Annotated in this window: 12 protein-coding genes; 5 read left to right on the top strand and 7 right to left on the bottom strand. The window is 44.6% G+C overall.

Features of this window, described 5'->3' with window-relative positions:
* The first annotated feature begins 88 nt into the window (after positions 1–88).
* Together R7093_RS10645 and R7093_RS10640 are read left to right on the top strand one after the other, a co-directional pair.
* Complete coding sequence (locus R7093_RS10645; protein WP_005391765.1) at positions 89–295, top strand: YaeP family protein; 207 nt, start codon at positions 89–91, stop codon at positions 293–295.
* Positions 295–486 (top strand): DUF4250 domain-containing protein, encoded by a 192-nt coding sequence (locus tag R7093_RS10640; RefSeq protein ID WP_005380289.1) that lies wholly within the window; start codon positions 295–297, stop codon positions 484–486. Before R7093_RS10645 ends, R7093_RS10640 begins: the two co-directional genes overlap by 1 nt.
* 104 nt (positions 487–590) lie before the next feature.
* On the opposite strand, the gene R7093_RS10635 is transcribed toward R7093_RS10640, so the two are convergent.
* On the bottom strand, positions 591–1,955 hold the full coding sequence (locus tag R7093_RS10635) for a sodium-dependent transporter (RefSeq protein ID WP_005391763.1): 1,365 nt from the start codon (positions 1,953–1,955) through the stop codon (positions 591–593).
* Between the two features lie 378 nt (positions 1,956–2,333).
* Between R7093_RS10635 and R7093_RS10630 the strand changes: the two genes are divergently transcribed.
* Positions 2,334–4,880 (top strand): Ig-like domain-containing protein, encoded by a 2,547-nt coding sequence (locus R7093_RS10630; RefSeq protein WP_053304077.1) that lies wholly within the window; start codon positions 2,334–2,336, stop codon positions 4,878–4,880.
* A 90-nt stretch (positions 4,881–4,970) separates the two neighbouring features.
* Here R7093_RS10630 and R7093_RS10625 read toward each other — a convergent pair whose 3' ends face one another.
* Positions 4,971–5,714, bottom strand: a complete 744-nt coding sequence (locus R7093_RS10625) for a YggN family protein (RefSeq protein WP_005380283.1) — start codon at positions 5,712–5,714, stop codon at positions 4,971–4,973.
* Between the two features lie 61 nt (positions 5,715–5,775).
* Entirely contained in the window at positions 5,776–6,255 is a 480-nt protein-coding gene (locus R7093_RS10620; protein WP_005380280.1) for a GreA/GreB family elongation factor, read from the bottom strand.
* Between the two features lie 76 nt (positions 6,256–6,331).
* Here R7093_RS10620 and R7093_RS10615 point away from each other — a divergent pair, with 76 nt between their 5' ends.
* A complete protein-coding gene (locus tag R7093_RS10615; RefSeq protein ID WP_054576291.1) occupies positions 6,332–8,257 on the top strand; it encodes an ATP-dependent DNA helicase RecQ in 1,926 nt (641 codons plus the stop codon).
* Here the strand turns inward: R7093_RS10615 and dinB are convergent.
* Both dinB and R7093_RS10605 read right to left on the bottom strand, forming a co-directional pair.
* Positions 8,254–9,318, bottom strand: a complete 1,065-nt coding sequence (gene dinB, locus R7093_RS10610; protein WP_054576341.1) for a DNA polymerase IV — start codon at positions 9,316–9,318, stop codon at positions 8,254–8,256. The two genes, R7093_RS10615 and dinB, sit on opposite strands and share 4 nt — an antisense overlap.
* Positions 9,319–9,394: 76 nt before the next feature.
* Complete coding sequence (locus tag R7093_RS10605; RefSeq protein ID WP_005380277.1) at positions 9,395–9,628, bottom strand: DUF2789 domain-containing protein; 234 nt, start codon at positions 9,626–9,628, stop codon at positions 9,395–9,397.
* A gap of 187 nt (positions 9,629–9,815) precedes the next feature.
* Between R7093_RS10605 and R7093_RS10600 the strand changes: the two genes are divergently transcribed.
* Complete coding sequence (locus tag R7093_RS10600; RefSeq protein WP_005380276.1) at positions 9,816–11,033, top strand: response regulator; 1,218 nt, start codon at positions 9,816–9,818, stop codon at positions 11,031–11,033.
* 158 nt (positions 11,034–11,191) lie between these two features.
* On the opposite strand, the gene nqrM is transcribed toward R7093_RS10600, so the two are convergent.
* Both nqrM and R7093_RS10590 read right to left on the bottom strand, forming a co-directional pair.
* Positions 11,192–11,425, bottom strand: coding sequence for a (Na+)-NQR maturation NqrM (gene nqrM, locus R7093_RS10595; protein ID WP_005380273.1), 234 nt, complete (start codon positions 11,423–11,425; stop codon positions 11,192–11,194).
* 22 nt (positions 11,426–11,447) lie between these two features.
* A complete protein-coding gene (locus tag R7093_RS10590; protein WP_318146648.1) occupies positions 11,448–12,452 on the bottom strand; it encodes an FAD:protein FMN transferase in 1,005 nt (334 codons plus the stop codon).
* Between the last annotated feature and the right edge of the window lie 17 nt (positions 12,453–12,469).

The raw sequence follows: 12,469 nt of genomic DNA, 5'->3' as shown, positions 1-12,469 counted from the left end.
TCAACTTGAGCCAAAACAACTCTGTACTTTGAGTTTCAAATCCGCTGTGTGTATATTGAGATAAGTTATCATTTAGTGGAAAGAAAACATGCAAGTATACGGCTGTTGTGAACTGGTTCGTGAGCTTTATGCTCAGATTGGTAGTGGCGATCAAGCTTATATTCCCCAAGCAATTTCATGTGCAGTTAAAGCACTGAACGATGTTGCAGCGGATGAGTCCCTGCCTAAAGAAGTGCGTGAAAAAGCGGCATTTGCTGCGGCAAACCTACTGATTTCAGATTTTGAGGATAAGTAATGAATCTAGCGAACTTTGAATCCATGGACCCTGTCATGCTGATGAGCATTGTGAATATGAAGCTACGCGATGACTTCGGAGGTGATCTGGACAAACTGGTGGCTTTCTTCGATATCGAGCGCACAGCACTGGAGACAAAACTGGCTTCTGCTGGTTTTGACTTTCTTCCAGAAGCAGGACAATTCCGTTAATCCACACCATGCTTGGCGGATAACCGAAACGAGAATAACCAATATGAAAAAGGGCTTGATGAGTTACCATCAAGCCCTTTTCTTTTATTCGATAGACGTCTCGGTTAGCCAAATGAAGCCCAGATGACTGTCGCCACAAGAATTGGACATACAAACTTCACATACGCAGGCCATAACTTACCAAACCAACCTTGCGTAAACTCCGGGCAACCTTGCTCAAGCTCTTTGATTTTTGAGTTGCGATTCCATACCCAACCACCAAATAAGCAGAATAAGAGCGCAGCGGTTGGTTGTAGATACTGAGTAGCAACCGTCGCGACCATACCAAACAGAGCGCCAAAGTTATAAACAATCACCACACTGAACAAGGCAATGAGACCACCTAAAACCCAGCTCGTTGCGCTGCGCTTAGTATTGAAGCGCTCACTCACTAAAGCCACTGGACACTCTAACATTGAAATGGAGGACGTTAGCGCCGCAATCGTCAGTAATAAGAAGAACACAATAGAGAACAATTGACCAAGCAAACCTAAGCTATCAAACATCAATGGCAATACGGTAAATACCAACGTATCAGAGCTTAATAGAGAGCCATCTTCTGCATAGATCTGAACGCCCTTTTGCATTGCCACAAACATCGCTGGCATCACCACTAATCCTGCAATGAAAGCAACGGCAGTATCTACCATGGTCACGTTCATCGCCATCTTTGGTAGGTTTTCTTTCTTACTCAAGTAAGAGCCATAAATCAGCATTGAACAGCCACCGATCGTAAGCGAGAAGAAGCCCTGCCCCATTGCAGCAAGAATCAACTTGCGGTCCCATACCTTTTCAAAATCCGGCACTAGGTAATGTTTCAGACCTTCCATCGCACCGTTTTGCGTCATGATGTAAGCAAATAGCAGAGCAAACAAAACAAACAATGCTGGCATCAAACGTGTGGACCACTTCTCAATACCTTGTTTTACGCCACCTTGTACGATGAGAATCGTCAGTACATAAAAAGTAATGGTTCCGAACAAGTTACGTTCAACACTAAAGCCCTTTAGCCATTGAGTTGCAGCTTCTAACCCCATTAGATCTGTGATTGCACCCAGTAAAAAGCAGATCAACCAACCACCAACAATTGAATAAAACGCTAAGACAGCGCTTGGTACGCTTAAACCAATCCAACCCACAATGCCGCCGAGCTTTTTACCGGCAGGGTTATCTGTGATTGCACGCATACTGTCTACAGGGTTGGCTTGACCATGGCGACCAATCGCCATTTCAACCACCAGCATCGGAAATGCGACGATAAGAATCATCACCAAATAAACTAACAGGAAAGCACCGCCACCATTACTGGCTGCTTGAGTTGGGAAGCCCCAAATATTGCCAAGGCCAACTGCGGCACCTGCGGCAGCTAAGATGAACCCGAGACGAGAGCCAAAATGCTCGCGAGGCTGAGAAGAGGTTTGCTGTGTCATACTACTCACACAAAAATATCATTGAACTAGCTAACTAGTACACTATAGCAATATTCACTATTCAACAAGAGCACCTCGGTTAAATCCTCGACAGTTGAAACAATTTGTAGTCATTCAGCTTGTAAATTTTAACGTACATCTCATATTCATCGCTCAAAAGCCTCGCGACTGTTGTTCGTTTTACGTGGCTGAATTTTACCAATCCTTCTGCCGTGAAGTGAGCCGAAAAATAATGAGCTCTGGTGTAAGGGACGAACTGTTCCTCGTGATACTGTGTCGAAAAGCAGAATATTGTGCTTCGCTTTTTCCCCCTAATGTCTATTTATCAGCTAGTTATTACTCTGTTCTCATTTATACCCATGATTCAAGGAGAGGAAAATGAAGGTCACCCTACTTCACGGAGCGATGGTTGTAGCACTCAGCGCCAGCTACCAAGCTCAAGCCTATAACTGTCAAAGTTTACCCGACTGGGACAGCACTGCGACTTATACATCGGGCGCTTTAGTAAAAACGCAAGGAGCCGCTTATGAGGCTGCATATTGGACGCAAGGCAATGATCCCGTGACCAACTCAGGATCTTGGGAAGCATGGAAAGCGTTAGGGCAATGTGATGGTGGAAGCAACAATTTATCACCAACGGTGTCGTTCTCCTCTCCAATAAACAACGCACAAATTCCCGAAGGCAGTGCGATCACTTTGTTAGCCAACGCAACTGACGAAGATGGCCAAATCACACAAATTGAGTTTGTTGCAGGCAACCAAACCGTTGCTGTGGTAACTCAAGCACCATTCGAAGCTTCTTGGACAGCTATTGAAGGGATCTCGCAATTGACCGCAATTGCGACAGATAATGAGGGAGCTGTTAGCACCACGACGATTTCTATCCAAGTTCAACCACAAGTCGAATTACCGCCACCAAGCATTTCATTGACAAGCCCAGTAGGCACAGAAGTGCTTAATGTAGGCGATAACCTAACCGTAGCCGCTCAAGCTGACGATATTGATGGTGTGGTCACACAAGTTGAGTTCTTCGTAAACAATCAATCTGTCGCCATTGATACTAGCGCACCTTACGAATATCAATGGACCGCTAGTCCAGGTACATACTCGTTCAAAGCACAAGCGACTGATGATACAAACCTCGCAACGATGAGCCAAGAAGTAGCGCTGGTTATTAGTAATTCAGAAACCGGAACGGGCGGATGTGCAGATGCAGTACCTTATGTGGCAGGCACAAGTTATCAAGCTGGCGACCTGATTTCTCACTTCAACCAAAAATATCGTTGTGATGTTGCTGGTTGGTGCTCCTCGGATGCGACATGGGCTTACGAGCCTGGTGAAGGGCTATACTGGCAAGATGCTTGGAGTGGCCTAGGTGCTTGTTCGACACCACCGCAAGTTACCATTACGGCACCAACGGATGGACAAGTCGTGCTCGCTGGCAGCAATAACGAAATCACGGCAAACGCAAGCGATGCTGATGGCACAGTCACGCAAGTTGAGTTTTTTGCGAACAACACCAGCTTAGGGGTCACCACTCAAGCGCCATATTCCGTTACTTGGAACGCCACACTTATTGGCGCTAACCAGCTTAAAGCCGTCGCAACCGATAATGATAACAACACGTCAGAGTCCCTGGTTGGTGTGGAAGTCAGCGATAAAGATTTGGTCGTCTCTCTGACTTCACCAAGCAGCGGTCAAACCGTCGGATTAGGCAAAAGTCTCGCATTAAGCGCCGATGCAACGTCTTTAACTTCAGGCATTAAACACGTTGATTTCATGATCAACGGCTCTATTGTTGCAACCGATACCACAGCACCTTACACAGCCAACTGGACACCAACTGCACTTGGTAACTTTACAGTTAGCGCCCAAGCTGTGGATTTGTCAGGAAGCAATGCACTGTCTGACGCCGCAGCAATAACGGTGGTTGAGCAAGTAGAGAAACGCCATAAACTCATCGGTTACTGGCACAATTTTGTAAATGGTGCGGGCTGTCCAATTCGTCTAGCAGATATGGCAGATGCTTGGGATGTGATTGATATTGCCTTTGCTGAAAATGATCGCAACAGTGATGGCACTGTGCACTTTAATCTATATTCAGGCGATATTTACAGCGATTGTCCAGCACTCGATCCAACACAATTCAAGCAGGACATGGCAGCGCTTCAAGCTAAAGGTAAGAAGTTTGTTCTCTCTCTTGGCGGCGCAGAAGGCACGATTACGCTGAATACCGACCAAGATGAAGCCAACTTTGTCTCTAGCCTAACAGGTCTTATCGCTGAGTGGGGCTTTGATGGTCTAGATGTGGATTTAGAGAGTGGTTCTAACTTAGTTCATGGCTCGCAAATTCAAGCTCGCCTTGGTCGTGCTTTGCTTCAAATAGAGCAAAACATGGGTGGAGATATGTACCTAACCATGGCGCCTGAGCACCCTTATGTTCAAGGTGGTTATGTGGCTTACAGCGGTATTTGGGGGGCGTACATCCCTGTGATTAACGAGACACGCAGCACGCTCGACTTGCTTCACGTCCAGTTATATAACAACGGCGGTTTGCCAAACCCATACCTGCCAGGCAGTGCACCAGAAGGCTCTGTGGATATGATGGTAGCGCAATCTAAAATGCTTATCGAAGGTTTTGAGTTGGCCGACGGCACTCAATTTGCACCATTGCGCGATGATCAAGTCGCAATCGGTTTACCTTCAGGTCCTAGCTCGGCAAATTCAGGGCAGGCTCCAACACAGAATATTATCAACGCACTAGATTGTTTAACCAAAGGCACTTCATGTGGCACCGTTAAACCAGCGTACCATTACCCGAATTATGCAGGAGTAATGACATGGTCTATCAACTGGGATCAGCATGATGGCTTTAACTTCTCAAAACCTGTCGGCGATAAACTCACCGAGATGAATGCGCAATAAGCTATCAAAGAATAAGCGAGTAAAACGCAAAGAGAGCACAATAGTGCTCTCTTTCTTTATCTCATCGAGTTTTTGCTTTTTAATGAGTAATTAAATCGTAAATACTCGGTAATCTTTTAGCTCAGGGATTTTCTTCAACAGATCGTTTTCTTGCCCTGCCATGTCATCCAGCGAATCGCACAAGTCTTCTGCTTGTTGTTCTACCTCTTTCGAATGCTCGGCTAAACGCTCTTCTACTTTCGCGCTGAGTTCAGCCATACTCTCTGATAATGCAGTGAGGTTTATCCCTCCCTCTTCCTTCATTTTTTTCGATAAAGCATCCAACGAACTGGCTAAAAACTCTTTATTGAAGATCTCTTGTGCTTTTGCAAAGTCTTCAGTCCACCCTTGTGTCATAGACTCAAAACTCTCCGCAGGCAGGATGAAATCACCATCTTTGTAGTAACGTGATTCAACATCAGCGAAAAAGTCCTTTACTGCGACTTTTACATTATCAAACGCACCAGGTGCATCGAGGCTTTCCGCAACATCATCAATAATATCATTCGCAAGCGCTAAACCATCACTCGCCAATTGCTTTGCTTGTGGAATATACGCGTTCATTTTTTCGCGATAGTCTTCAATTGCCGCTTTTTGGTCGGCATTGAGTTCAATTAGCTCACCTTTGATGAAGAGGTTGTTATCCTCATCCACGACAGCTTTATCACCTGTCGTTTGGCGAATTTCCAAGCTTTGCCCATCCATACGGACTTCATTATTGATGTCCACACGACACTGCGCTGCATAACCAGTAGCACTGACCATCAGCAATGAGAGTGTAAAAAGCTTTTTCATGTCATTCTCTTTTATTTAACATTACTCGTGTTAAACATAACACTGAGTGATACATGAGATGTCAGCAAATCGTCACGACTTCGTAACAAGTTGTTTTATCTCCTATTTTCACGTCAACCTCATCACCCTCTTCTTTCCCGAACAACGCTCGACCCAGAGGAGATTTGGCTGTTAAGACAAAGACTTCCAGAGTCTGATATTGAACAGTCAAACCACCAGAGCAAGGGCCTACAAAGAAGTGCTTTTCGATCAAATTCTCATCTGCGAGAACAACGTAAGCACCAACACCAACAGGCGCATTCTTAAAGTTACGAGTCACTAAAGAACGATATTGACGCAACTCCTCTTCACTATCTTGAATTCGCATGGCTTGTCCATGAGCAAGATACGCGGCTTCAAGTGCCAATGTATCGTACTTGTGCTCGGGAACAGTTTCTTCATCTGTGGCGGCATCGATAGCTCGCTGAGCCGATGAATGGGCAACTTGAAGTTTTTCTTCCAGATGTTGGATGATAATTTGGACTAAGTCAGCTTTGTTCATACTTTTAGGACGCGCGTTTAGTATTCGGGGTGTGTTAATGTAGCCAAGTTTACCATCAAAGAAAGGTTTCCCTATTATGCAAAGTGACTCGCTGCATCAAACACTTCAATCTGTATTTGGTTTTGACTCATTACGCCAAGGTCAGCAACCCGTTATTGAAGCCGTTATGAATGGTTACTCTGCTGCGGCAATCTTTCCTACAGGCTCGGGGAAGTCACTCTGTTATCAACTACCTGCAACCATATTACCCAACCTTACGTTGGTGATCTCTCCGTTGTTGGCGTTAATGAAGGATCAACTGAGCTTTTTACAAAGTAAAGGAATCGCGGCCGCTTCTATCGATAGCAGTCAAAGTAGAGAAGAAGCACAACAGGTCATGGCTGGCGTGAAGAATGGACAAATCAAAATCTTGATGATTTCTGTTGAGCGACTAAAAAATGAGCGTTTTCGTGAATTCATTCGCCAAGTACCGATTTCTTTGATGGTCATTGATGAAGCGCACTGTATTTCCGAATGGGGGCATAACTTTCGTCCAGATTATCTCAAACTACCGCAATATCAACGTGAACTGAACATCCCACAGTCTTTACTTCTCACCGCAACGGCAACGCCTGCAGTTATTGAAGACATGCAAAAAAAGTTCGATATTTCCAGTGAACATATTACCGTTACAGGCTTCTACCGCTCTAATCTGGATATCTCGGTGATCCCGTGTGAGGAAACAAAGAAACAAGAACAGCTCAGTGAGATCATCGCCTCTTCACCTAAGCTTCCGACCATCGTATACGTGACGCAGCAGCAAACAGCAGAACGAGTAGCAAAGTCATTAATCAATATTGGCATTAACGCTCACGCATACCACGCTGGCATGAAAAGCGACGTTCGTGAACAAATCCAACAGCAGTTCATGGATGGCCAAATTGACTGTATTGTTGCAACGATTGCATTTGGTATGGGGGTCGATAAATCTGATATTCGACGCGTCATTCACTTCGACTTACCCAAATCAATCGAGAACTACGCACAAGAGATTGGACGTGCAGGCAGGGACGGGCAACGCTCGGAGTGCATTCTGCTAGGCAATACGTCCGGCCTAACGGTGTTGGAGAATTTTGTCTATGGTGACACACCAGAATTTACGTCAATTAACTATGTAGTCGAGCAAGCGAAAGAACATGCTCCACAATGGGAGGTAGTGCCACTGCGTTTGTCGCGTGAAAGTAATATCCGCCAATTGCCACTCAAAACCTTGTTGGTTTATTTGGAGCTACATAACGTCATTGAAGCAAAGTACAGTTACTTTGCGGAATATCGGTTTAAGTTTTTGCACGATCAGCAATTTATTGTGAATCAATTTCAAGGCGAGCGACGTCAATTTGTGGAGGCTATTTTTTCCTGCTCACAAAAAGCCAAAGTGTGGTGCCAAGTTGATCTAGAAGCGCTATGGATGAACTATCAATCGGAACGCAGCCGAGTTGTCGCAGCGCTCGACTATTTTCACCAGAACGGCTGGATAGAACTAGAGAGCAAACAACTGACGGACGTGTACTCAGTTATGCCAACCAAACAGAGCTCGGATGTTTTAATCCAACAACTGTCTGAACTGTTCCAATCCAAAGAAAGCAAAGATATCGAAAGAATCCACACCATGCTGCACTTGTTCCAGTCCGAGCACTGTTTGAGCTCACAATTGGCGAACTACTTTGCGGATCACGATGCACCAAAGCAATGTGGTCACTGCTCCGTGTGTCGTGGTCACGTCGCCACATTCACAGCACCAGAACCTGAAGATATTGAACAATCTCAAGTATCGATATGGGCGCGGGAGTTTATTCAGCTTTCCCCATCGGCCATCAGTAATGATGCCGTTGCTCGCTTCTTGTGCGGAATCAGCACTCCTTTGATTAGCCAGCTAAAAGCCTCAAAGCTAGCAGGTTATGGTGCAATGGCAAATGTAAGTTTTGAGCAGGTATTAACGCAGGTAGAAACGGTAAGGGCCTAAAAAAAGCTCAATTGACGCGCTTGGTCTTCGGGCTTGAGCATCACGTTCAAGCCTAAAAGGCGAATTTCCCGTCCATTTTGGCGTTTAAGAATATCTCTTAGCAAGGTCTTGAAGTCCTCAAGCTCTAATTGCGGATGGATGTGCTCAATTGTTGTCAGTTGAAAGTCGGCAAATTTGACTTTAATACCTTGTTTAATAATCGACTTATCTGGGCTTGCACGCTCTAAACGTTTCTCGAGTTCAGGATAAAGTTTCTCCTCAATCACTTGCCAACATTCATCATAGGTTGCGATGTTCTGGCTGAATGTCCTTTCCACACCGACGGACTTTCTCTCGCGCTCAACAACGACTTCTCGATTATCAATTCCATGGCTTCGCTGCCATAAGGAGGCACCCTGACGACCAAACTGCCTCAACAACTCTCGATAGTCACTGTTTTTAATGTCCTCACATCGATAAAAACCGGCTTGGTGGAGCTTCTCAAGACTCACCTTCCCCACACCAGGAATGTTCTCTAGCGGAAGACTATCGATAACCTCTTGGACTTTCTCTGGCGGAATCACAAACTGACCGTTGGGCTTGTTCATGTCTGACGCGACCTTGGCAAGAAACTTTATCGGAGCAATGCCCGCCGATGCCGTCAACCCAAGTTCACTCCAGATATCGCGGCGAATTGACTCTGCGATCAACGTAGCGGAGCCACGGCAAGCTGTCGAGTCCGTGACATCGAGGTATGCTTCATCCAATGAGAGAGGTTCAATGATAGGCGTATAACGCTCAAAAATAGCACGAATCTGCTGAGAGACTTGCTTATATACATGCATTCTACCGGGCACAACCAACAAATGAGGACAGAGTTGCAGCGCGCGCGCCGTTGACATTGCACTGCGAACACCATATTTACGCGCATCATAATTACAGGTGCTAATCACTCCACGCTGCTTTTCATGTCCGCCAACAGCGAGTGCAATGCCACGGTAACTGGGGTTATCTCTCATCTCTACGGCAGCATAAAAACAATCCATATCGACATGAATAATTTTTCTAATTCGATCTGACATAGCCATCAAAGCACTGTTCAAAAAAACAGTATAAATCAAATCTACCTGAAGAGAAATGGGCGTGTTTAAGCGAACGTCAATCTCGAAGCATTACGTCCAATTGATCGACTAATTCGGCCCAATCTGCATCTTCTTCGATGGCTTGTTTTAGAAAGTTCGCCTGTGACATCGTCCAAAAGCTAGCTTCATGTAAAGGCGCAGAATCTCTTTTGTGTCGATGTTGATTAATAAAATCTTTCATTTCTTGAGGAGAGCTACCGAGGCCCAGTTGTTGAAATAGCTCAGCCATACCATGTTGATGCATTTCCATACTACTTTCTCCCTACGTTAGCTAAACATAATTATATAACTAAGACAGGAATAATGATGTGATGTTAACGGATGCGTGTCAAACATTTGAGTAGTTGTTCTACTTTTGGTTGACATGTGTTTTTTGATGGCGATAAGTTTAATTTTAGTTATCATTGATTTTAAACAATTAATTTTGGGGACTGCGCTTGAGTAATAAGATTCTGGTTGTTGAAGATAGTCGTGCATTTAAAAACTTTCTTTGCCAAACAATAAGCCAAGCTGGTTATGAGGTCATCGCAGCGGAAAGCTACGCGGAGGCAAAGAACTTGTTATCTTCAGCACAGGACCTCTTCTGTGCGGTTTTAGACTATTGTTTACCGGATGCTCAAGATGGCGAGATTATTGACCTCGTTTTGGAACATGGTCATCGTGTCATTGTTTTAACGGCTCGATTTCAAGAAGACACTCGCGAAAAGATGCTTGCAAAAGGTGTCCTCGACTATATTTTGAAAGACAGCATGGCGTCCGTTTCCTATCTATTACCACTCCTCAAGCGACTAACCAACAATCAACAACACAAATGTTTAGTCGTTGATGATTCACACACCGTAAGAAGACACATTGCCCAACTTTTGGAGCATCAATATATTCAGACGTTGGAAGCTGACAATGGGCAAAAAGCCCTAGAGCTTGTCGAGCAAAATCCAGATATCACTCTCGTTTTAACCGACCATGATATGCCCGTTAAAGATGGCATTACTATGGTGCGTGAATTACGTCGGAAGTGGGATAAAAATCAATTAGCCATTCTCGGCTTGTCGGGTAGTAACTCTAAGACCATGACGGCTAGGTTTCTAAAAGCAGGGGCCAATGACTTTTTATACAAGCCATTTAATCAAGAAGAATTTTTTTGCCGTATTCACCAACTGTTAGATATCAAAGACGCAACATCTGAACTGTTTAAAATGGCAAATCAAGATGCGCTAACGGGCTTATGGAACCGCCGCTTTCTGTTTGAGCAACCCCATGTAGAAAACGCTCAAAGAAACATCGCGATGCTTGATATCGATTTCTTTAAGCAAGTAAATGATACACACGGACATGAGGGCGGCGATGCAGTGTTAGTCATGATAGCGAATATTCTAAAAATCTATTTTCCAAATGATATTGTCGCTAGGCTTGGTGGCGAGGAGTTTTGTATTCAAGCCAGTGGCGACTATGACGGCTTTCTAACACGCTTAGAACAAATGAGACAGCGCATAGAAAAAACGCCAATAACTTATTTGGACAAAAACATTCTTGTGACCGCGAGTATTGGTGTAAGCAACATCGAGGGGGAGCTGGAACAACAAATAAAAGTGGCGGATGAGCGACTTTACATGGCCAAAGAGAACGGACGTAACCAAATCATTTCTTCGTCCTAATGACTATCAGTGTGGTCTTGCTCTGTAACATGAGAGAAAGAAACAACAAAACACGGTATTGGGCTCTTTCTCGGACATCTGAGCTTTGGTTAGCTGCCTAAAAATAAAGCTCAGCAGAACGCTGAGCTTTATCACTTTCTTAGTACGATTAACCAATACTAAGCAATTCTATCTTTTTCCCAAGCCGCCAATTTCTCAGCACGCGCAGCCTCGCGCGCTTCACGTTTTTTACGCGCATCGCAGGGTTCTGGACAATTACACACTTTTTCGATGCCAACTGCCCCTAAGCCACCACAGCTACCTTTCACGACTTTCTTTTGGAAAATGTATCCGACAGCCATTGCAGTGATTACCGCGACAAACACAGCAAAGGTAATTAGAAATGTATTCATAAAAACATGCTCACTTCTGTTGTTATTTCTTCATGAATGGCTTGTATGCTTCCGAAGCCAACTCTTTAAAACCATCTTCCGTTTTCACAATCATGAAAACAGGAATATTATTTTCGTTCGCAATTGCCATGCCTTTGTCTTCACCTAGCACCATAAGACCAGTTGCAAGACCATCAGCAGTCATCGACGATTTATCTAATACCGTTACAGACACCACTTTATGATGAATTGGTTTGCCTGTTCGTGGATTAATAATATGAGAGTATCTCACACCATTACTCTCAAAGTAATTACGATAGTCACCACTTGTTGCAATTGCCATGTCGCCTGGTTCAATAATTTCTTGAATTGAACGTTCATCAACGGTCGGTTTTTCAATTGCGATACGCCAAGGCACACCTTCACGATTGACACCTTTGAGACGCATTTCACCGCCAACTTCGACCATAAAGTTCTGTACCCCTTCAGATTGAAGGTAGTCAGCAACCACGTCAACCCCCCAACCTTTCGCAATCGTCGATAGGTCGACGTACAAGTTAGGAAGGTCTTTGGACAGTGTATTACCATCAACAGATAGGTGGTGAATACCGGTATTTGCTTTGCGAGCAGCGAGTTCTTCTTCGGTTGGAACTACATCTGGACGAGCTTCTGGACCAAACCCCCACAGGTTAACTAGAGGGCCGACCGTCACATCCAATGCACCTAAAGTAAGACCGTTAAGGCGAATTGCTTCTTTCACTACCGTTGCAGTTTGTGTCGAAACTGTAAATGGCTCGCTCGTTTGATGCTGATTAAAACGACTTAACTCTGAGTCGTCACGATAGGTCGACATTTGGTCATTAACCTCTTCCAATAAGCGATCAATTTCTGTCTGCATCGCTTTTGGCGTTGGAATACCATCTTGCTCGATATACTTGATGTTGTAAGAAGTCCCCATGGTAGGGCCACTTAAATGAATTTGATCGGCAGGCTGCTCACAGCCAGCCAAAATCAATAGAGAAGCAAATGCAACAAGCCACTTTTTCACTTGTTAACTCCCAATGT

It is taken from the genome of Vibrio sp. 1580, assembly GCF_033340055.1.
Note: the sequence above shows the minus strand (reverse complement) of the source record. Positions and strands in the feature narration are given on the sequence as shown.

What these genes read in the sequence shown, in the direction of transcription:
- R7093_RS10645 (WP_005391765.1), top strand. Translation starts at nt 89, where the DNA reads ATGCAAGTATACGGCTGTTGTGAACTGGTTCGTGAGCTTTATGCTCAG.
- R7093_RS10640 (WP_005380289.1), top strand. Translation starts at nt 295, where the DNA reads ATGAATCTAGCGAACTTTGAATCCATGGACCCTGTCATGCTGATGAGC.
- R7093_RS10635 (WP_005391763.1), bottom strand. Translation starts at nt 1,955, where the DNA reads ATGACACAGCAAACCTCTTCTCAGCCTCGCGAGCATTTTGGCTCTCGT.
- R7093_RS10630 (WP_053304077.1), top strand. Translation starts at nt 2,334, where the DNA reads ATGAAGGTCACCCTACTTCACGGAGCGATGGTTGTAGCACTCAGCGCC.
- R7093_RS10625 (WP_005380283.1), bottom strand. Translation starts at nt 5,714, where the DNA reads ATGAAAAAGCTTTTTACACTCTCATTGCTGATGGTCAGTGCTACTGGT.
- R7093_RS10620 (WP_005380280.1), bottom strand. Translation starts at nt 6,255, where the DNA reads ATGAACAAAGCTGACTTAGTCCAAATTATCATCCAACATCTGGAAGAA.
- R7093_RS10615 (WP_054576291.1), top strand. Translation starts at nt 6,332, where the DNA reads ATGCAAAGTGACTCGCTGCATCAAACACTTCAATCTGTATTTGGTTTT.
- dinB (WP_054576341.1), bottom strand. Translation starts at nt 9,318, where the DNA reads ATGTCAGATCGAATTAGAAAAATTATTCATGTCGATATGGATTGTTTT.
- R7093_RS10605 (WP_005380277.1), bottom strand. Translation starts at nt 9,628, where the DNA reads ATGGAAATGCATCAACATGGTATGGCTGAGCTATTTCAACAACTGGGC.
- nqrM (WP_005380273.1), bottom strand. Translation starts at nt 11,425, where the DNA reads ATGAATACATTTCTAATTACCTTTGCTGTGTTTGTCGCGGTAATCACT.